Annotated in this window: 19 protein-coding genes; 9 read left to right on the top strand and 10 right to left on the bottom strand. The window is 72.6% G+C overall.

The window, feature by feature from the left end:
• Positions 1 to 24: 24 nt before the first annotated feature.
• The 7 genes from E6R62_RS13890 to E6R62_RS13865 all read right to left on the bottom strand — a co-directional run bounded on the left by E6R62_RS13890 (position 25) and on the right by E6R62_RS13865 (position 4807).
• Positions 25 to 312: a DUF3099 domain-containing protein gene (locus tag E6R62_RS13890; RefSeq protein ID WP_136213708.1), complete on the bottom strand. Its 288-nt coding sequence runs from the start codon at positions 310 to 312 to the stop codon at positions 25 to 27.
• 138 nt (positions 313 to 450) lie between these two features.
• Positions 451 to 741, bottom strand: a complete 291-nt coding sequence (locus E6R62_RS13885; RefSeq protein WP_030030422.1) for a DUF1416 domain-containing protein — start codon at positions 739 to 741, stop codon at positions 451 to 453.
• Positions 742 to 802: 61 nt separating this feature from the next.
• Complete coding sequence (locus E6R62_RS13880; protein ID WP_136213707.1) at positions 803 to 1648, bottom strand: sulfurtransferase; 846 nt, start codon at positions 1646 to 1648, stop codon at positions 803 to 805.
• A 193-nt stretch (positions 1649 to 1841) separates the two neighbouring features.
• Entirely contained in the window at positions 1842 to 1925 is an 84-nt protein-coding gene (locus E6R62_RS42180) for a putative leader peptide (RefSeq protein WP_359921537.1), read from the bottom strand.
• A gap of 161 nt (positions 1926 to 2086) precedes the next feature.
• Positions 2087 to 2803: a DUF2993 domain-containing protein gene (locus tag E6R62_RS13875; RefSeq protein WP_136213706.1), complete on the bottom strand. Its 717-nt coding sequence runs from the start codon at positions 2801 to 2803 to the stop codon at positions 2087 to 2089.
• Positions 2804 to 2880: 77 nt separating this feature from the next.
• On the bottom strand, positions 2881 to 4542 hold the full coding sequence (locus E6R62_RS13870) for a hypothetical protein (protein ID WP_240801662.1): 1662 nt from the start codon (positions 4540 to 4542) through the stop codon (positions 2881 to 2883).
• 10 nt (positions 4543 to 4552) lie between these two features.
• Positions 4553 to 4807, bottom strand: coding sequence for a MoaD/ThiS family protein (locus tag E6R62_RS13865; RefSeq protein WP_136213705.1), 255 nt, complete (start codon positions 4805 to 4807; stop codon positions 4553 to 4555).
• 379 nt (positions 4808 to 5186) lie between these two features.
• Between E6R62_RS13865 and E6R62_RS13860 the strand changes: the two genes are divergently transcribed.
• The 5 genes from E6R62_RS13860 to E6R62_RS13840 all read left to right on the top strand — a co-directional run bounded on the left by E6R62_RS13860 (position 5187) and on the right by E6R62_RS13840 (position 10858).
• Positions 5187 to 5966 (top strand): response regulator transcription factor, encoded by a 780-nt coding sequence (locus E6R62_RS13860; RefSeq protein ID WP_136213704.1) that lies wholly within the window; start codon positions 5187 to 5189, stop codon positions 5964 to 5966.
• A gap of 24 nt (positions 5967 to 5990) precedes the next feature.
• Entirely contained in the window at positions 5991 to 7013 is a 1023-nt protein-coding gene (locus tag E6R62_RS13855; protein WP_136213703.1) for a LacI family DNA-binding transcriptional regulator, read from the top strand.
• Positions 7014 to 7535: 522 nt separating this feature from the next.
• The gene (locus tag E6R62_RS13850; RefSeq protein WP_136213702.1) at positions 7536 to 8564 is read left to right on the top strand and encodes a S1C family serine protease; all 1029 of its coding nucleotides are present in this window, start codon (positions 7536 to 7538) and stop codon (positions 8562 to 8564) included.
• A 63-nt stretch (positions 8565 to 8627) separates the two neighbouring features.
• Positions 8628 to 9383 carry a response regulator transcription factor gene (locus E6R62_RS13845; RefSeq protein ID WP_136213701.1) on the top strand — a complete coding sequence of 252 codons (756 nt, stop codon included), beginning with the start codon at positions 8628 to 8630 and terminating at the stop codon, positions 9381 to 9383.
• On the top strand, positions 9380 to 10858 hold the full coding sequence (locus tag E6R62_RS13840) for a cell wall metabolism sensor histidine kinase WalK (RefSeq protein WP_136213700.1): 1479 nt from the start codon (positions 9380 to 9382) through the stop codon (positions 10856 to 10858). The genes E6R62_RS13845 and E6R62_RS13840 overlap by 4 nt, the downstream gene beginning before the upstream one ends.
• Here the strand turns inward: E6R62_RS13840 and E6R62_RS13835 are convergent.
• Complete coding sequence (locus tag E6R62_RS13835; protein WP_240801661.1) at positions 10838 to 11794, bottom strand: phosphatidylinositol-specific phospholipase C; 957 nt, start codon at positions 11792 to 11794, stop codon at positions 10838 to 10840. The two genes, E6R62_RS13840 and E6R62_RS13835, sit on opposite strands and share 21 nt — an antisense overlap.
• Before the next feature lie 77 nt (positions 11795 to 11871).
• Entirely contained in the window at positions 11872 to 12441 is a 570-nt protein-coding gene (locus E6R62_RS13830; protein ID WP_136213699.1) for a TetR/AcrR family transcriptional regulator, read from the bottom strand.
• Between the two features lie 124 nt (positions 12442 to 12565).
• Here E6R62_RS13830 and E6R62_RS13825 point away from each other — a divergent pair, with 124 nt between their 5' ends.
• Positions 12566 to 13348, top strand: coding sequence for an alpha/beta fold hydrolase (locus E6R62_RS13825; RefSeq protein ID WP_136213698.1), 783 nt, complete (start codon positions 12566 to 12568; stop codon positions 13346 to 13348).
• A gap of 102 nt (positions 13349 to 13450) precedes the next feature.
• Here E6R62_RS13825 and E6R62_RS13820 read toward each other — a convergent pair whose 3' ends face one another.
• Positions 13451 to 15265: a bifunctional UDP-sugar hydrolase/5'-nucleotidase gene (locus E6R62_RS13820; protein ID WP_136213697.1), complete on the bottom strand. Its 1815-nt coding sequence runs from the start codon at positions 15263 to 15265 to the stop codon at positions 13451 to 13453.
• A 118-nt stretch (positions 15266 to 15383) separates the two neighbouring features.
• Here E6R62_RS13820 and mshD point away from each other — a divergent pair, with 118 nt between their 5' ends.
• The 3 genes from mshD (at position 15384) to E6R62_RS13805 (ending at position 19853) form a co-directional block, all read left to right on the top strand.
• Entirely contained in the window at positions 15384 to 16313 is a 930-nt protein-coding gene (gene mshD / locus E6R62_RS13815) for a mycothiol synthase (RefSeq protein ID WP_136213696.1), read from the top strand.
• Between the two features lie 353 nt (positions 16314 to 16666).
• Positions 16667 to 18919, top strand: a complete 2253-nt coding sequence (locus E6R62_RS13810) for an RNA degradosome polyphosphate kinase (protein ID WP_136213695.1) — start codon at positions 16667 to 16669, stop codon at positions 18917 to 18919.
• A gap of 4 nt (positions 18920 to 18923) precedes the next feature.
• Positions 18924 to 19853 (top strand): CHAD domain-containing protein, encoded by a 930-nt coding sequence (locus E6R62_RS13805; RefSeq protein WP_168714047.1) that lies wholly within the window; start codon positions 18924 to 18926, stop codon positions 19851 to 19853.
• The last annotated feature ends 443 nt before the right edge of the window (positions 19854 to 20296 follow it).

The following is a 20296-nucleotide window of genomic DNA, read 5'->3' as shown; positions in this document are numbered from 1 at the left end:
ATTACATTTTGATACCGGGAGGTTCTACTCTTCCCGCCGGTCCTCGCGGCGGTCCTGGGGGCGTCGTTTCCCGTCCAGTTCGTCCCACCACTCATCGGACTTGGGATCGCCCGAGGGGTCGTCCCACCACCGGTCCTCCGGGCCCCGCCGGTTCGCGGTCATCGCGGCGATCGGCGGGATGACCATGGCGACGACGCACAGCGCGACGGCGGCCTCCACCGACCACAGGCGCACGACCGCCCAGGCGGAGACGAAGAGGAACAGGCATCCGCCCATCATCAGGAAATAGACCCGGCGCCGCTTGGCGTACATACCCCCAGGGTAGGGCTGAGCCGGGGCGGCGGCGAAGGGTCGCACCGACCCCGGACGGCGCGAAGGGCCGCACCCCGTTCCAGTGGCGTCCAACCCCCTGGGGTGCGGCCCTCCGGCCGGTCATACGTGGAGCGGCGGTCAGACCGCGATCGCCACGTCCGTCACTCCGCCGGCCTCGGCGACGACGACGGCACGGTCCGCCTGGGCACCCGGGACGAGCGCCCGCAGCGTCCAGGAGCCGGTGGCGGCGTAGAAGCGGAACTGGCCGGTGGCCGAGGTCGGGACCTCGGCGGTGAACTCGCCGGTCGAGTCCAGCAGGCGCACGTAACCGCTGACGGGCTCGCCGTCCTTGGTCACCTGGCCCTGGATGGCGGTCTCACCGGGCTTGAGCGTGGCGAGGTCGGGCCCGCCGATCTGTGCTCCACACATGTTTTCTCTGTCCTGTCCTAGAGAGAGCTGGTACCGCGTACGGGGCGACGCGCGCCGCTGGTTACTTGTTCGGGCCGAGCTCGATCGGCACGCCGACCAGCGAGCCGTACTCGGTCCACGAGCCGTCGTAGTTCTTGACGTTCTCCTGGCCCAGGAGCTCGTGCAGCACGAACCAGGTCAGCGCGGAACGCTCACCGATGCGGCAGTAGGCGATGGTGTCCTTGGCCAGGTCGACCTGCTCGGCCTCGTAGAGGGCGGTCAGCTCTTCGTCGGACTTGAAGGTGCCGTCGTCGTTGGCGTTCTTCGACCACGGGATGTTGCGGGCGCTCGGCACGTGGCCGGGGCGCTGCGACTGCTCCTGCGGGAGGTGCGCCGGGGCGAGCAGCTTGCCGGAGAACTCGTCGGGCGAGCGGACGTCGACCAGGTTCTTGTTGCCGATCGCGGCCACGACGTCGTCGCGGAAGGCGCGGATGGAGGCGTCCTGGGGCTTGGCCTTGTACTGGGTGGCCGGGCGGTTCGGGACGTCCTTGCCGTCGACCAGGTCGCGGGAGTCGAGCTCCCACTTCTTGCGGCCTCCGTCGAGGAGGCGGACGTCCTGGTGGCCGTAGAGCTTGAAGTACCAGTAGGCGTAGGACGCGAACCAGTTGTTGTTGCCGCCGTAGAGGACGACCGTGTCGTCGTTGGAGATGCCCTTGGCGGAGAGCAGCTTCTCGAAGCCCTCCTGGTCCACGAAGTCACGGCGGACCGGGTCCTGGAGGTCGCTCTTCCAGTCGATCCGGACGGCGTTGGTGATGTGGTTCTTGTCGTAGGCGGACGTGTCCTCGTCCACCTCGACGATGACGACGTCGGCGTCGTTCAGGTGGGCCTCGACCCAGTCGGCGTCAACGAGGACGTCGCTGCGGCTCATGGTGTTCTCCTCCGGGGCAGTGTGCGGCGGGACGGTGCTGGTGCTGCTGCGGGGTGGTGCTGGTGCGCGGCGCTGCGGACTACGGCCGGCGAAGTCCTGCGCGGGAAGGCGTCAGGGGGCGGCGGGGCAGGTCGCGGAGGCGGTCACGCGGGAAAGGCCGTCGACGGCCGGTGGAGCGGAAGGGCTCACACCGCTAGATGGAGCGACAGAGCATGGCGGCGACGCGACACAGGTCTACTGCCCGCCGCTTCGTGAGGTCCGCCTGCTGATGCTTCATAGGTAGGGATCGTAGGGACGAATCGGCCGCCCTGTCACCGGTGTGTCATATGTCGAGACAGGATCGTCCGAATGGCGGGACGAGAAGAGCCCCGGGGGCCGTCTCACGGCCTCCGGGGCTCTTCTTGGCGGTCCGTCCTCCTACGAGTCGGACCGGTTGTCTCACGATCCGGCCAGTACCACGTCCGTACCCGTCAGGGAGAGGTGTACGCCCTGCTCGTCCGAGGTCAACGTGGAGAGCTGGAGCCCGGCCGGCAGGCCGCCGTCGACGGAGCGGTCGAAGTCCGTCTGCTTGCGGACGAGCCGCTCGATGCCGGGGATCCCCTCCCCCGGCACCTCGTCGGCGTGCACCCGGACGATCTTCCCCTTGCCCCCGGACGGGGCGTCCGCGAGGCTGACCGTCGACACGACGCTGCGCGTCAGGGTCTTGCCGAGGATCTCCACCCGGGCGGTGACCTTCACCTTGCCCGGCGTGCCGCCGTAGGCGACGGTGACGCCGGTCTGCGAGGCCTCCGTGAGGTCCGCGTACGAGACGAACGCGGTGCCCTCGGCGCGCCGGGCCGTGCCGCCGCTGTAGTCCCCGTTCAGCTTGACCCCGTGGAAGGCCGCTTCGAGTCGGGTCAGGCGGGTCTTGCGGCCGTCGGCGGTCGCCTCGACCCCCTTGAGCGTCACGTCGACCTGGTCGAGGTCGTGGCTGAGCGCCTGGGTCAGGAAGGGGAACCCGTGGATGTCCACCTCGGCGCTGCCGGCCAGGCCCTGACGGGCCTGTATGCGCTCGGCGAGCCGGTTCTCGGCATAGCCGACCGCCCACCGGTCGGCGCCCACGAACAGCCCGCCCAGGATCACCGCGATGATGACGACGACGCGTAGAAAACGCACGTTCCCCTCCCCCTACTGATCGGTACGTGCGCTCTAGTTGACCATGTCCCGACATGTGACCGCCGTCAGCACGGCGGTCAGCCGACCACCCGGCCCATGAGGTAGACCGCCGGGGCGGCCGCCGCGAGCGGCAGCGCCACGCCGGCCGTCATGTGGACGAACTTCGACGGGTAGTCGTACGCGGCCACTCGCAGCCCCACCAGCGCGCACACACCGGCGGCCAGACCGACCAGTGCCCCACCTGCCCCGAGACCGTTCAGCGAACCGACCGCGACGCCCGCGCCGGCCGCGGCGGCCAGTGAGACGGCGACGGAGGCCGGGGTCGGGAGCGGCAGCGCGCGGGCGAAGACGGCCACCGCCACCGCTGTCGCGCCGACGCTGACGGCGGGCGAGCCCGCGGCCAGGAACCCGGCGCAGACGATGGCGAGGGCGGCGGACGCCACCGAGGCCATCAGGCCGTACATCCGCTCGTCCGGATCGGCGTGGCTGCGCAGCTGGAGGACCAGCGTGAGCAGCACCCAGGCGCCGAGGGTGCCGATGATCGCCCCGGGGCCGTACGCCTCGTCCACCGCGAGCACCGCGGCGTCGGCGACGACGGCTCCGGCGAAGGCGAGGGCGATGCCCTGACGGGCGGGCCACATGCCGTTGAGGCGGAACCAACCGGCGGCGGTGAGCCCCTGGAGGGCGATCAGCGGCACGAGCAGCGCGAGATCGCCGACCGCGGCGGCTCCGGCCAGCAGCAGCCCGAGGGCGGCGGTCAGCAGGGCCGACTGCGGGCCGGGGTCGATGATCGGCGACCGGCCCTCGGCGCGGGCTTGGGCGGGGTCGACGGCACGCAGGGTGTTGCCCGCCAGGGTGGGCGGCGAGTACTCGGGCTCCTCATCGGGCGCGGGCCGTCCCTGCGGGGTGGCGGGCGACCGCGGGGCGGCGTGCGCACCGGCCGGCGGGGCCATCGCGTCGGTGATCGGCGGCAGATAGGCGGTGGCGGGGTCCCCGTCCCGGATCGGGGCCGGGTACGCGGTCGCCGCGGCGGCGTCGTCCCGGACCGGTGGCAGGTAGGCCGTGGCCGCGGCGTCGTCCCGGACCGGCGGCAGGTACGCGGTCGCGGCGGCGTCCCCGTGCCGGGGGGCGGCCGTCTGCGGCGGGAGGTAGGCGGTGGTCTCGGCCCAGTTCCCGGCGGGGGCGGAGGCCGCGGAACCGGGGGCCGGAGCCTCGGGGGCGGAGGCCTCCTCGCGGAACCAGTCCTGGGGGACGACGTCCTCCCGGACCGGCGGCAGGTACGCCGTCTGCGCGGCCCAGTCCTGCGCGGGTGCCTGGGCCTGGGCCGGGGCCTCCTCGCGGAACCACTCCTCGGGCGCCATCGGCTGCCGGTGGTGCTGCGGCTGCGGCTCGTGCGGCTGCTGGTGTTGGTGCTGCTGGTGTTGGTGCTGCTGGTGTTGGTGCTGCGGCTCCTGCTGAGGCGGGGCCTGCTCCCGGTACGGCGGCAGGTACGCGGTCTGCGCGGCCCACTCCTGCGCCGGCGGCCCGGCCGGGGCCTCGTCGCGGAACCACCCCTCGGGCGCCACCGGCTGCTGCGCCTGCCCGGGCACCCCGCCCAGCGGCGGGGCGGGCGGCTGCGGAACCTGCTGCACCGGCACCGGCTGGTAGCCGGTCTCCCAGGTGTCGGACTGCCAGGTCTGGGTCCCGTACGGGTCCTGCGGGCCGCCCTGCGGCTGCTGTTGTTCGTCGGAGTTGCTCATCGGCTCCCGCTCACCCGCCCGCGAACGGCGGGAGCACCTCGACGGTGCCCCCTTCCGTCAGCAGGACGGCATCGTGCGGGCGCTTGCCCACAGGCTCGTCGTTCACGAGGAAGGAGCAGCGCAGCAGGACCCGGGTCAGTTCACCCGGGTGGCGTTCCCGTACGGCGGCGAGCGCCTCGGCGAGCGTGCGCGCCGAGTACGGCTCCTCCGCCGTCTCGGCGGCGGCCTTGGCCGCCGCCCAGTAGCGGATGGTTCCGGTTGCCACTGCTGCTCCCATCGTCGGCTCTCTACCGTCGGCCTCCATGATGACGCCTCCCACCGGATGCCCGGCGTGGCGGGAACCACAGAAGCGGGATCGAATGAGACCTCGGCCACGAAAGGGGCCGTGGGCTATCCTGACGGTGCAGAGGATCCGGGCAACGTAGCCCCCGGGTCCTTTTGTGCTTTCAGCACGTTGAACGGACCGAGAACAGGTGCCGTCCGGGCCTCAGGGCGCGGGGACCGGGCAGGCACCACACGAAGTCGTACGAAGCAGTGCCGCGAAAGTCCTCGACGGGACCGAGGAGGAACCGAGTGATGGACCAGCGAACCGTGCACGCGCACAGGGGCGTGCACGACCACCCGACCCGGGCAGGTGGTCGGGCATGAGCTCGCTCCTGCTCCTCACCAACGCCCTGCAGCCGTCCACCGAGGTGCTACCGGCCCTCGGGCTGCTGCTGCACAACGTCCGGGTGGCCCCCGCGGAGGGCCCGGCCCTCGTGGACACGCCGGGCGCCGACGTGATCCTCATCGACGGCCGTCGCGACCTGCCGCAGGTGCGGTCGCTGTGCCAGCTGCTGCGCTCCACCGGGCCCGGCTGTCCGCTGATCCTCGTGGTCACCGAAGGCGGCCTGGCGGCCGTCACCGCCGACTGGGGCATCGACGACGTCCTCCTCGACACCGCCGGACCGGCCGAGGTCGAGGCGCGGCTGCGGCTGGCCACCGGCCGGCAGCAGCTCGGCTCGGACGACTCCCCGATGGAGATCCGCAACGGCGACCTGTCGGTCGACGAGGCGACGTACTCCGCGAAGCTCAAGGGCCGGGTCCTCGACCTCACCTTCAAGGAGTTCGAACTGCTGAAGTACCTCGCCCAGCACCCGGGCCGGGTCTTCACGCGCGCCCAGCTCCTCCAGGAGGTCTGGGGGTACGACTACTTCGGCGGCACCCGGACGGTGGACGTCCACGTACGGCGGCTGCGCGCCAAGCTGGGCCCCGAACACGAGTCGCTGATCGGTACGGTCCGCAACGTCGGCTACCGCTTCGTCACGCCGGAGAAGGTGGAACGGGCGGCCGCGGAAGCGGCGGCCCAGGCCGCCGCGGCCCTCCCCCGTATGGAGGAAGCTCCGGTAACCGTCCAGTCGGCAGGACGCCCTGCCCAGAGGTAGGTCACCCCGCGTAGACTGCCGCGCGTGGCCAAGGTGACGCGGGATGACGTGGCGCGACTTGCGGGTACCTCTACCGCCGTCGTGAGCTACGTCATCAATAACGGACCCCGGCCGGTTGCCCCGGCCACGCGCGAGCGTGTACTCGCCGCTATCAAGGACCTGGGCTACCGGCCCGACCGGGTGGCCCAGGCCATGGCCTCGCGGCGCACCGACCTCATAGGCATGATCGTGCCGGACGCCCGGCAGCCGTTTTTCGCGGAGATGGCGCACGCGGTCGAACAGGCCGCCGCCGAGCGCGGGAAGATGGTGCTGGTCGGCAACTCCGACTACCGCGACGAGCGCGAGGTCCACTACCTGCGGGCCTTCCTCGGCATGCGGGTGTCGGGCCTCATCCTGGTCAGCCAGGGCATGAGCGAGCGCGCGGCATCGGAGATCGAGGCGTGGGACGCCCGGATCGTGCTGCTGCACGAGCGGCCCGAGGCGATCGACGACGTCGCGGTCATCACGGACGACATCGGCGGCGCGCAGCTCGCGACGCGGCACCTCTTGGAGCACGGCCACCCGTACGTCGCCTGCATCGGCGGCGTCGAGAACACCCCGTCGGTCGGCGACCCGGTCGCGGACCACGTCGAGGGCTGGCGGCGGGCGATGCTGGAGGCCGGGCGGTCGGTCGAGGGCCGACTGTTCGAGGCCCCGTACAACCGCTACGACGCGTACAAGGTCGCCCTGGAGGTCCTGTCGGGCCCCGACCGGCCACCTGCGATCTTCTGCGCGACGGACGACCAGGCGATCGGTGTGCTGCGGGCGGCGCGGGAGCTGCGGATCGACGTGCCGGGGGAGCTGGCGGTGGCCGGCTTCGACGACGTCAAGGAAGCGGCCCTGACGGACCCGCCGCTGACGACGATCGCCTCGGACCGCCCGGCGATGGCCCGCGCGGCGGTGGACCTCGTGCTGGACGACGCCCTCCGGGTGGCGGGGTCGCGCCGGGAGCGGCTGAAGCAGTTCCCGTCGGCACTGGTGATCCGCCGCTCCTGCGGCTGCCGCTGATCCCTCCTTCACGCGCCCCTCGCGCGCTTCGGCGCGGGGGCGCCTCGCCGGCTTCGGGCCGCTGCGCCGGACTCCGTCCGTCGTCCCTTGGGGCGGCGCCCCCGCTGGCGTCTGCCGACCGCGGACCGTGAGGGCGGCCCTGCGGGGCTCTCCCCTACCCACCCTTCCACCGTTCCCCAAGGCTCCGCCCCGGACCCCACCGGGGCCGGGAGCCACCTCCAGCGCCGCCGCCTCTGAGGCGCGGGAGCCCGGGGCCGGCCCCGGAAGCGGCGCCGCACCCGGCCCGGCCCCGGGCTCCCCGGGACGCGACAGATACAACCCTGCCCGCAAGCGGTCGAGGCGCGGGGCCGGGGCGCGGGGCCGGCCCCCGGAGGGCGGACCCCGCCAGGGGCCCGGCCCCGCCGAGGACCGGTGGCCGGCAGGCATGCTTCCGGCGGTCCTTATATCGGGCATACGCGGTTCTGTCGGGCTTCTCAGCCGGGACTCAGAGTGCTCTCATGAACCGCGGACATAGTCCGGTTCATGACCGACAGCTTCCGCCGCGAAGGCGAGTACCCCCAGGAGTACCCCCCGCCCCCCGCGTACCCCCCGGCGGCCCCGGCACCGGCCCCGCAGCGGGCCCGGCGGCCCGTCGCGCTCATCGCCGCCGTCGCCCTCGCCGCCGCCCTCATCGGCGGCGGGACCGCAGCCGCCGTCGAGGAACTGCTCGGCGCGCACGGCGCCGGCGCCACCGGCGTCTTCGGCACCAACGTCTCGCAGTCCAGCACCGGCACGGTCGCCGGCGTCGCCGAACAGGTCAGCCCCTCCGTCGTCCGGATCGACACCAGCACCGGCTCCGGTCAGGGCACCGGCTCCGGCGTCATCCTCAGCGCCGACGGCGAGATCGTCACCAACAACCACGTCGTCAGCGGTGCCACCCGGATCCAGGTGACGACGAGCGACGGCAAGAAGTACGCCGCCAAGGTTCTCGGTACCGACCCCGCCAAGGACCTGGCCCTCATCAAGCTCCAAGGCGCCTCCGGCCTCAAGGCGGCCAAGCTCGGCAACTCCGACAACCTCCGCGTCGGTGACCAGGTCGTCGCCATCGGCTCCCCCGACCGCCTCACCGGCACCGTCACCAGCGGCATCGTCTCGGCGCTGAACCGGGACGTGAGCGTCCCCAAGTCGGAGGAGCAGCAGACCCCGCAGCGCCGTCAGGGCGGCGGCGGTTGGCCCTTCTCCTACGACGGCCGGCAGTTCAACGGCGACACCGGCAAGAACACCACCTCGTACAAGGCCATCCAGACCGACGCCTCCCTCAACCCGGGCAACTCCGGCGGGGCCCTCGTCAACATGAACGGCGAGATCGTCGGTATGCCCTCCGCGATCTACTCCCCCTCCACCGACAGCTCCAGTGCCGGCAGCGTCGGCCTCGGCTTCGCCATCCCGGTGAACACGATCAAGGGGGAGCTGCCCTCGCTCCGCCACGGCGGAACCGGAACCGGTACCGGTACCGACAACGGAGCCGGCGACGACGGCGGCAGCGATGACGGCGGCCTGAACTCCTTCTGACGCCCTAGCCTGGGGAAGCCGCCACAGCACCACCGACCACACCACCACCCTGGGGGACCGACCATGGCCGCAACGACTGCCGGGAACGCCGAAGGCGACCCCCAGCGCGTCCTCGTCGTCGACGACGAGCCGGCCGTCCGCGAGGCCCTGCGCCGTAGCCTCGCCTTCGAGGGGTACGCGGCGCAGACCGCCGTCGACGGGCTCGACGCCCTCGACAAGGCAGCCTCGTACGCGCCCGACCTGATCGTCCTGGACATCCAGATGCCCCGGATGGACGGTCTCACCGCGGCCCGCCGGCTGCGCGCCTCCGGCAGCACCACCCCGATCCTGATGCTGACCGCCCGCGACACCGTCGGCGACCGCGTGACCGGCCTCGACGCGGGCGCCGACGACTACCTCGTCAAACCCTTCGAGCTCGACGAGCTCTTCGCCCGGGTCCGGGCCCTGCTGCGCCGCAGCGCCTACGCCGCCCCCGCCACCGTCCCCGGCGGCGCCCGGCCCGAGCAGACCCTGACCTTCGCCGACCTGCGCATGGACCTCACCACCCGCGAGGTCACCCGGGGCGGCCGGTCCGTGGAGCTGACCCGTACCGAGTTCACGCTGCTGGAGATGTTCCTCGCCCACCCCCGTCAGGTCCTGACCCGTGAGCAGATCCTGAAGACCGTCTGGGGCTTCGACTTCGAGCCCAGCTCCAACTCCCTCGACGTGTACGTCATGTACCTGCGCCGCAAGACCGAGGCGGGCGGCGAACCGCGCCTGGTGCACACCGTGCGCGGCGTGGGGTACGTGCTCCGCGCGGGTGAAAGCGGACCCGAATGAGCCCGGTCGCCCGGTTCCGCGGCCTGCCGCTGCGCTCCCGGCTGGCCCTGCTGGTGACCGTGGCGGTGGCGGTCGCCGTGGCGGCGGTCGCCGTCGTCAGCTGGTTCATGGTCCGCACGCAACTGGGCGATCAGCTCGACAGCTCCCTGCGTTCCACCAACGCCAGCGCGCAGGCCAACCAGACGCTGTCCGAGGTCGGCTGCCGCGAGAAGGTGCCCGGCGCCATCGTCAACAACCTGAGCGCGCAGGTGCAGATCGTCCTGCCCTCGGGCGGTCGGTGCTGGGTGGACGGCAAGAACACCCTCCCGGTGACGGGGTACGACCTCCAGGTCGCCCAGGGCCGGCGCGGGGCCGTGCTGTACGACGGCCGCACCACCGAGGGCACCCCGGTCCGCGTCTACACCCAGCCGGTGAACGTCAGCGGGCCCGTGGGCGGCACCGTGGCCATCTCGGTCGCCAAACCGCTCGCCGACATCGACAAGCCGCTGTCCACGCTGGCCTGGGTGCTGCTGTTCGTCTCGGGCGTCGGCGTCGTCGGCGCCGGCGTGGCCGGGCTCTGGGTGGCCCGGACGGGCCTGCGGCCCGTGGACGAACTGACGGGCGCGGTCGAGCACATCGCGCGCACCGAGGATCTGACCGTACGGATTCCCGACGACGGCGACGACGAGATCGCCCGCCTGTCCCGGTCGTTCAACTCGATGACGGCGGCCCTCGCCTCCTCCCGCGACCGGCAGGCCCAGTTGATCGCGGACGCCGGGCACGAGCTGCGCACCCCGCTGACCTCGCTGCGCACCAACATCGAACTGCTCGCGCGCAGCGAGGACACCGGTCGGGCCATCCCGCCGCAGGACCGCAAGGAGTTGCTGGACTCGGTCAAGGCGCAGATGACGGAGCTGGCCGCGCTGATCGGCGACCTCCAGGAGCTGTCCCGGCCGGACGCCGCCGCGCACGTACGGCTGGAGGTGGTGGCCCTGCACGAGATCGCCGAGACGGCGCTGTCGCGGGCCCGCCTGCGCGGTCGCGAGCTGACCTTCGACTCGGACCTGCGGCCCTGGTACGTGCGGGGCGAGGCGGCCGCGCTGGAGCGGGCGGTGGTGAACCTGCTCGACAACGCGGTGAAGTTCAATCCGCCGGGCGGCGCGGTGGAGGTGGCGTTGCGGGCCGGCGAACTGACTGTCCGGGACCACGGCCCCGGGGTCCCGGCCGACGACCTCCCGTACGTCTTCGAGCGGTTCTGGCGCTCCCCGTCGGCCCGCGCCCTGCCCGGCAGCGGGCTGGGCCTGTCGATCGTGGCCCGTACGGCGCAGCGCGCGGGTGGGAGCGCCGAGCTGCGGACGCCGGCGGACGGCGGACCGGGGACGGAGGCGGTGCTGCGCATCCCGGGCGCTCCGACCCCGCCGCCGGCGCCGCCGAGCCCGGCGCCGCCGACCGCTGCGACGGCGCCGGGGGACGGGTCAGTTGTGCCGGATCAGTGAGTCGACCAGGCCGGACCGGGTGTTCGGGAAGTCCATGGGGACGATCCCAAGCCCCGTGCGCCCGGTCAGCTCGCCCCCGTCGACGAACGCGTGGACCTGCGGGTTGAGCCGGTCGGAGTTCCACCTCGGCGGCATGTACGCGGCGGTGCTGGTGTAGTTCACGAAGAGCTTGCCCGGCTGTCGGACGGCCCGACGGAACTGGTCCTCGATCTTGCCCCGCTTGGCGAACGGCTCCGCGTTGTAGTCGTCCTGGATGTCGAAGACGTTGCCGTCGCCGTACCGCAGGCCGGGCAGGCCTCCGTTGTCGGCGAGCAGGACGACCTTGCCGCGGGCCTGGCCGAGGGTGGGCAGGGTGTCGGAGATCCGGAAGAGCGGACGCCAGCCGCGGTTGTCGAGGTAGTCGTCGAAGACGGCCCGGAAGGTCGCGTCGCTCTCTCCCGAGTACTCCTGCTTGACCCTCATCAGGACCGTCTCGGAGGGGTGCGCGGCGAGGAAGTTCCAGCAGGCGACGAGGACGTCTCCGAACATCAGGTCCTGGAAGAAGGCCGCGTGGTGGATGGCGAAGGAGCCGCCCGTGACGCGGCAACGGACGTCGAGGAAGCGGATCCCGGAGTCCAGCTGCTGGGCTATCGAGGCGTTCTGGCAGGCGACGTAGAGCCCGCCCTTGGTGGCGCCCGAGTCGTGGGTGCCGGGGATCGTCATCCGCTGGAGGGCGGTGGAATCGCCGAGCCCCGCCATCCAGTCCTGAGTGCCCAGGGTGCGGGCGGAGGCCGTCCCCGCGCCGGCGCCGAGGGCCAGGGCGGCGCCCGCCGCCAGCGCCCCGCCGAGGAACCGCCGCCGGTCGAGGCGCGTCGCCGCCGGCGCGCCCCCGCCCGGGCGGGCGTCCGCCCCCGTCCACGCGTCCGTGTCCCCGCCCACGCCCGTCTCCACGCCCATGTCCGCCCCTTCGCCGACTCGGTTGGTCGCCCGGATTATGGCGTGGCGGAGCGGCGTTTACTACCCGTCGGTAGCGCTCACCTTTCGAGCAACTCGGCCATCGTGCGCAGGCCTTGGGCGAGTTCCCGACCGTCGGGCGCCTGCTCCGGGTCGGTCAGCGCCTGCACCATCACCCCGGACAGCAGCGCGAGGTGCACCGAGCCGAGGGACCGTACGTCCTCCTCGGCGACCGCGTCCTCGGGTACGCCTCGCAGCCCGGCGGCGACCATGCGGCGCGAGCGGCGCTGACCCTCGGCGAGGGTGGCGAGCAGCTCGGGCGAGGACTGGGCGTGGACGAAGGCCTCGATGGAGGCGATCCAAAGCCAGCGCATGTCGCGGAAGTCCCGGATCTTGCGGTCCCACATGTCGGCGTACCGCTCCGCGTGCGTCTCCCCCTGCCCGGCGAGCCGGCCGGCCTCCGCGGACCACTCGTCCATCGCCGCGAAGAGCGCCTGGTTGAGCAGGGCCTCGCGCGAGCCGAAGTGGTAGCCGATCGCGGCCATGCTCACCCGGGACGTCGAGGCGATGTCGCGCACGGTGGTCCGCAGGTACCCCTTCTCCTCCAGGCAGCGGCGGGCTCCGGCCAGCAGGTCCTCGCGATTTCCCATGCCCGGATGGTAGCCGCGCCCCCGTTTTTGGGCGTCTGCCCAAGACGTATGTATTGCGCGCTTGCCCAAATACTGGCAGGGTCGTGCGCGTCACCTTCACCGCACACACGGGGAGAAACGGACCATGCGCCATACGCTGACCATCGACGGCCGCACCTTGTCCTACCGGGACTTCGGCGGTCCCGGCCGCCCGCTCCTCGCCCTCCACGGAGGGATGTCCGAGGGCATCGCCTTCACCGGCCTCGCCGACGCCCTCGGCGAGCGGTGGCGGGTCGTCGCCCCCGACCAGCGCGGCCACGGCGACTCCGACCGGGCCCCCGACTACAGCCGGGCAGGTTACGTCGCCGACGCCGTCGCCCTGCTGGACCACCTCGGCCTCCGCGCGCCGGTGGCCGTCCTCGGCTACTCCCTCGGCGGCCTCAACGCCTGTCACCTGGCCGCCGCCCACCCCGGCCGGGTCGCCGCGCTCGTCAACATCGATGCCGCTGTGGAGATCCAGCCGACCGGCGGCGACTGGATGGGCTTCCTGCACGCCATGCGCTACACCGCCCCCACCCGGGAGGAGCTCCTCGAAGCGGCCGGGCCGGTCGGCAGCCGGTTCGTCGAGCCCGCGCTGCGGCCCCTGCCCGACGGCAGCGGCTGGCGGCTCCCCTTCCACCCGCAGGACATGCTCGACTCCGTCGAGTCCTGCCGCGGCGACCACTGGGACGCCTGGCTGGGCAGCGACTGCCCCGCCCTCCTCGTCCACGGCACCCACAGCCGGTCGCTCCCGCGGGCGCAGGCCGACGCGATGGTCACCCGGCGCCCGGGGACCTCGTACGCGCCCCTGGACGGCGACCACTTCGTGCCCTTCACCGACCCGCGGGGCGTCCACGAGGCCGTCGGGAAGTTCCTGGCCGCCCTGTGACGGCCTGACGACGGCTGCCCGACGACGACCGGCCGAAAACGGCGGAGGGGCGGTGGGCCGTCCGGCCCACCGCCCCTCCGGGCTACCCGCCCGGCTTCTCGCCTACTTGATGACCGTGATCCGGTCAGCGGCCGGCGGGGCGATCGGGGCCGCCGCCGAGGACTTGTTCAGGTACGCGTTGAAGCAGTCCAGGTCGGACGCGCCGACCAGCTTGTTCTTGTGCTCCTTGAGGACGGTGAAGCCGTCGCCGCCGCCCGCGAGGAACTCGTTCATCGCGACCCGGTAGGTCTTGGCGGGGTCGATCGCCGCGCCGTTCAGCCTCACCGAGTCCACGACGACGCGGTCCGCGCCGGTCTTGGTCGCGTCCAGGGTGTAGGTGAAGCCCTTGGAGACCTGGAGGATCTTCGGGCTCGGGCCGTTGACCGGCCCGGAGACCTGCTGCTGGAGCGCCGTGATCAACTGGGCTCCGGTCAGGTCGACCACGTTCATCATGTTGGTGAACGGCTGGACCGTGTACGACTCCCCGTACGTCACCACGCCGTCGCCCTCGCTGCCGGCGGCCTTGTAGGCCAGGTCCGCGCGGATACCGCCCGGGTTCATGAGCGCGAGCTGGGCACCGCCCTTGTCGGCCGGCGCGAGCGCCTCCAACTGCGCGTCGGCGATCAGGTCACCGAGCGGCTTCTCCGGCGCGTCCGAGCCCCGGCCCGGCACGTCCGCCGAGATGTAACCCTCGGGGCGGTTCGCGACCGGTGCCGCCAGCGCGTTCCAGCGCTGGATCAACTCGGTCATGTCCCCGGCCTTCGGCAGGTCACGGCTGACGACCTTCTGGACCGGCTTGGGCGACGTGACCGGCGTACGGACGATGTCCTTGGTCTGCCGGTCGTAGGTGAGGGTGGTGTCGGTGAACAGCCGGCCGTAGGAGGCCGCCGAGGTCACCGTGCGCGGGTTGCCCGCCGGGTCGGGGATGTTGCAGGAGTAGGCCTGGTGCGTGTGACCCGTCACCAGTGCGTCGACCTTCGGGTCGACGTTCTTCGCGATGTCGACGATGGCGCCCGAGATGCCGGCGCCCGCACCGGGCGCGTCGCAGTCGTAGTTGTACGCGCCGCTCGCGGGCAGGCCGCCCTCGTGGATCAGCGCGACGATCGACTTCACGCCCTGCTTGTCCAGCTCGGCGGCGTACTTGTTGATCGTCTCGACCTCGTCACCGAACTTGAGGCCCTTGACCCCCTCGGCGGTCACGACGTCCGGGGTGCCCTCCAGGGTCACACCGATGAAGCCGATCTTCACGTCCCCCTTCTTCCAGATGAAGGTGGGCGACATCATGGGACGCTTGGTCTTCTCGTCCGTCACATTGGCCGCGAGGTACCGGAACTCCGCTCCACCGAAGGTCTTGCCGTACTCGAAACAGCCCTCGACGGGGTGACAACCGCCGTACGCCATCCGGCGAAGCTCCGCCTTGCCCTCGTCGAACTCGTGGTTGCCGACGCTGGTGACGTCCAGCTTCAGCTTGTTCAGCGCCTCGATGGTCGGCTCGTCGTGGAAGAGGCCCGACAGCATCGGGCTCGCGCCGATCATGTCACCGGCGGCGGCGGTGACGGAGTACTCGTGGCCCTTGCGGGCGTCGCGCAGAGCGGTCGCCATGTACTCGACGCCACCTGCGGGTATGGCCTTGGTCGTGCCGTCGGCCTGGCGTTCGCTCACGGTGCCGGACGAGCCCTGCGGAGGCTCCAGCGTGCCGTGGAAGTCGTTGAACGACAGCATCTGCACGTCGACGGTACGGCTCTTGGCCGCACCGCCACCACTGGCGGCACCGGCCGGCAGAGCGGCGGCGACCATCGCGCCGGCCCCGGCCGTGAGGGCGAGGGCGGAGAAGGTCAACCGGCGGGCACGGCGGTGCCGTTGTGGCGTCGCTGACATTTAGTCCCCTTTGTGGACAGCGATACAACTTGGGAGGTCCGCCGAAGCCTAAGGTCAACGCGCGTAGCGTGTCAGGCCCTAATCGGTTACGGGCAGGTTGCGGTCGTACCGTGGAGTCATGACTGACGCAGCAGCGGCCCTTGAGCCGGGACGGCAGATCGACATCCTCGACGAACTGACGGAGGAACAGGCCGACGCGGTACTGGCCCTGATCGCGGACGCGGCGCGGAGCGACGGCACCACCGCCGTGTCCGAACAGGGCCGGCTCCAACTCCGCGGCGGTCGCCGCGAGGGCATCCGGCACTTCCTCCTCACCGACAGGGGCCACCTCGCCGGATACGGGCAACTGGAGGACACCGACCCGGTGGAGGCCCCCGCCGCCGAACTCGTGGTGGACCCCTCACTGCGCGGCCGCGGCCACGGCAGGGCCCTCGGCTCCGCCCTGCTCGCCGCCTCCGGCAAGCGCATCAGGGTGTGGGCCCACGGCGGCAAGTCCGCCGCCCGCCACCTCGCGCAGGTACTCGGCCTGACCCTCTTCCGCGAACTACGCCAGCTGCGCCGCCCCCTCGGCCCCGACGCGCCGCCGCTGCCCGAGGTGGTCCTGCCGCCCGACGTCACCGTCCGCACCTTCGTCCCCGGCGCCGACGACGCGGCCTGGCTCGCGGCCAACGCGGCCGCATTCGCCCACCACCCCGAACAAGGCGCCCTGACCCAGCGGGACCTCGACGACCGGATGTCGCAGCCCTGGTTCGACCCCAAGGGCTTCTTCCTCGCCGAACGCGACGGGGAACTGATCGGCTTCCACTGGACGAAGGTCCACGCCGACGAGCGGCTCGGCGAGGTCTACGTCGTCGGCGTCCGCCCCGGCGCCCAGGGCGGCGGCCTCGGCAAGGCACTCACCGCGATCGGCCTGCGCCACCTCGCCGAGGCCGGTCTGCCCACCGCGATGCTGTACGTCGACGCCGACAACCCGGCGGCCCTCGCCGTCTACGAGGGTCTCGGCTTCACCACCCACGAGGTGGACCTCATGTACCGCACGGAGAGCTGAGCCGCGCCGGCGCACGCGGTACGGGCCCCGCCGAGGGCCGTACCGCCCGCGGCGCCCCGTACCGCCGCCGACCCGTACCGCCACGGAGGGCCGTACCGCGCCGGCGCGCGTACGACGGGCCCCGCGCGCGCCCGGGGCCCGTGGCGGCGCGCGGGCGGACGCCGCAGGACGCGTACCCGCCCCCGCGCGCCGCCGACGACGTACTCGTGCGCCAGGCGGACCCGGGAAGCCATGCGCCATTCACCGCGCATTAAGCAGCGCTTGCCAGGCTCCCGACCATGCACCCCCGACTCCGACTGACGGCCGACCCGTCCGACGCGCCTGTCCTTCCGCTCGCGCGGAAGAATGGAGTCATGAGCCACCAGCCCAGCGCAGGCCCCGCCGAGGTCCCCGCCCAGCAGCCGTCTCACACGTCCCCCGCGGCGAAAGCGCGCATCGGCTCCATAGCCGCGCACCGCCCCCACGTCGATCTCGCGCCCGACCTCGCGCCCGACCTCGACTCCGATCCGGACGCCTACGACGGCAAGGACGGCGACGAGCTGCCCGCCGGGCGGTTCCTCGACCGGGAACGCAGCTGGCTCGCCTTCAACGAGCGGGTCCTGGAGCTCGCCGAGGACCCGGCCACCCCGCTGCTGGAACGTGCGAACTTCCTCGCGATCTTCGCGAGCAACCTGGACGAGTTCTTCATGGTCCGCGTCGCGGGCCTCAAGCGCCGCATCGCGACCGGCGTCGCCACCCGATCGGCCTCCGGCCTCCAGCCCCGCGAGGTGCTGGACCTCATCTGGACCCGTTCCCGCGAGCTCATGGCCCGGCACGCCGCCTGCTACCAGCAGGACATCGCCCCCCAGCTCGCGGAGGAGGGCATACACCTCATCCGCTGGCCCGACCTCACCGAGAAGGAGCAGGCCCGCCTCTTCACCCTGTTCCGCAACCAGATCTTCCCGGTGCTCACCCCACTGGCCGTGGACCCCGCGCACCCCTTCCCGTACATCTCCGGCCTCTCCCTGAACCTGGCCGTCGTCGTACGCAACCCCGTCAGCGGCCACCGCCACTTCGCGCGCGTCAAGGTGCCGCCGCTGCTCTCGCGCTTCCTGGAGGCCTCGCCGCAGCGCTACGTCCCGCTGGAGGACGTCATCGCCGCGCACCTGGAGGAGCTCTTCCCCGGCATGGAGGTGCTCGCGCACCACATGTTCCGCGTCACCCGCAACGAGGACCTCGAAGTCGAGGAGGACGACGCCGAGAACCTCCTCCAGGCCCTGGAGAAGGAACTCATGCGGCGCCGCTTCGGCCCGCCCGTGCGCCTGGAGGTCGAGGAGTCGATCGACCCCGGCGTACTGGACCTCCTCGTGCAGGAGCTCAACGTCAGCGCCGCCGAGGTGTACCCGCTGCCCGGCCCCCTGGACCTGACCGCCCTCTTCGGGATCTCCTCACTGGACCGACCCGAGCTCAAGTACCCGAAGTTCATCGCGGGCACCCACCGCGACCTGGCCGAGGTGGAGTCCGCGTCCGCGCCCGACATCTTCGCGGCGCTGCGCGAGCGGGACGTCCTGCTGCACCACCCGTACGACTCCTTCTCCACCTCCGTCCAGGCCTTCCTGGAACAGGCCGCCGCCGACCCGGACGTCCTCGCGATCAAGCAGACGCTGTACCGGACCTCCGGCGACTCCCCCATCGTCGACGCCCTCATCGACGCCGCCGAATCCGGCAAGCAGGTCCTCGTCCTGGTCGAGATCAAGGCCCGCTTCGACGAACAGGCCAACATCAAATGGGCGCGCAAGCTGGAGGAGTCCGGCTGCCACGTCGTCTACGGCCTCGTGGGCCTGAAGACCCACTGCAAGCTGTCGCTCGTCGTCCGCCAGGAAGGCGACCAACTGCGCCGGTACTCGCACGTCGGCACCGGCAACTACCACCCCAAGACCGCCCGGCTCTACGAGGACCTCGGCCTGCTCACCGCCGACCCGCAGGTCGGCGCGGACCTCTCCGACCTCTTCAACCGGCTGTCCGGTTACTCGCGGCGCGAGACCTACCGCCGGCTGCTCACGGCCCCGAAGTCGCTGCGCGACGGGCTCATCGCCCGCATCGACAAGGAGGCCGACCACCACCGGGCCGGCCGGCCCGCGTACGTCCGGCTCAAGATGAACTCCATCGTCGACGAGGCCCTCATCGACGCCCTCTACCGGGCCGCCCAGGCAGGCGTGCCCGTGGACATCTGGGTCCGCGGCATCTGCGCCGTACGACCCGGCGTCCCCGGGCTGTCGGAGAACATCCGGGTCCGTTCGATACTCGGCCGCTTCCTCGAACACTCCCGGGTCTTCGCCTTCGGCAACGGCGGCGAACCCGAGGTGTGGATCGGCAGCGCCGACATGATGCACCGCAACCTCGACCGCCGCATCGAGGCACTGGTCAGGGTCGCCGACCCGGCCCACCGCGCGGCACTGGACCGGCTGCTGGAAACCGGGATGTCCGACGACACCGCCTCCTGGCACCTGGGGCCGGACGGCGAATGGACCCGGCACAGCACGGACTCCGAAGGCCAGCCGCTGCGGCACGTACAGGAGACGCTCATAGACGCCCGGAGGCGCCGGCGTGGCTCAGCCAAACCATGACCTTATGACGGGGACCGCAGCGGCAGGCGACGTGCTCGGCACGTACCTGCGCTCCCAGGCCACCGCCTTCCTGCGCGCGCTGCGCCTGCACGAGGAGAGCGCGGTGGGCGGCGCCGGTCCGGCCGAGGAGGGCGATGCGACGCGCGGCCTGCGGGGGGCCGCGCGCCGCATCGCCTCCTCCCTGACCACCTTCCGCGGCGTGGCCGAGTCCTCCTGGGCGGACGGGCTGCGCGGCGAGCTGGTCTGGTTGTCCTCGACCCTGGCCGACGAGCACGCGTACGCCGCCCGGCTGTCACGCCTGATGGAGGCCCTGCACCGGCTCTCGGGCGCCTCGGACGTCCCCGCGCCGCGGGGCGGCGCGCAGTCCCTGACGGTCGGCTCGGCGCGGGCGGGCGCGCTGCTGGAACGCCGGCTGACCCTGGCCCGGACACGGGCCCACTCGGCCACCCTGTCCGCGCTGGGCTCCTCCCGCTTCCACGCGCTCGCCGACGCGGTGGCGGTCCTCGCCTCGGAGGTACCGCTGGACCCGGTCGCGGCGCGGGGGCGGGTCGAGGACGTGCTCGTCCCGCTGGCGGAGGTGGCGCGCACCCGCGTGGACTCGGCGGTGGAGGCGCTGCCGCCGCGGCACTCCCCTTACGCCGCCCAGGACGACGGAGCGTGGCACGAGGTGCGGAGGCTGCTACGGGTGCACCGGTACGCGCGGGAGGCGCTGGGCGGGGAAGTGGCCCGCCTGGCGGCGGCCGGCGAAGCCCTGGACCGACACCGCGACGCCTCCGAAGCCGCGGCCGCCACCGCGACGGCGGCCCGCACCCCGCGCATCGCCCCGACGACGGCCTACGCCCTGGGCGTACTCCACGCGGACCAACGCCACGCGGTCGAGGCGGCCCGCCACGCGTTCGCCTCCCTGACCCCCCTCCACCCCCTGCCGTCCTGACCTCTGGCGCCGGGGCGCCGCCCCCGTTCAACGCGCCCCTCACACGGCCCGTCGCCAGGCGCCCCGCCGGCTTCGGGCCGCTGCGCCGGACTCCGTCCGTCGGGCGCCGGGGCGGGGTCGGCGCGCCTGCCGTGTGCCGACCCCGGCCGATGACCCACCGGGGCGCCCCACCGGCGTCTCCGGCGGGGCGGGGTCCGTGCGCCTGCCGCCTGCCGATGGGGCGCGGGGAACGCCGTACCGGCTCCGGGCCGCCGCACCCGGACTCCGTCCGTCGGACGCCGGGCGGGGCCCGCGCCCGAGCCGTCCCGGCCGGGGCGGCCCCGCGGGGCTGGCCCCTACCCGCCCTTCCACCGTTCCCCGGTGCTCCGCCCCGGACCCCAACGGGGCCATTCCCGCTCCGCACCCCGGCGGCCCGGCGCGCCGACCCACCCAGCCACGCCGAC

Origin of the sequence: Streptomyces sp. A1136 (assembly GCF_004795055.1) — a bacterium.
In the GTDB taxonomy this organism is placed as follows: Bacteria; Actinomycetota; Actinomycetes; order Streptomycetales; family Streptomycetaceae; genus Streptomyces.
The sequence above is the reverse complement of the archived record's forward strand: the minus strand, read 5'-3'. Positions and strand labels throughout refer to the sequence as shown.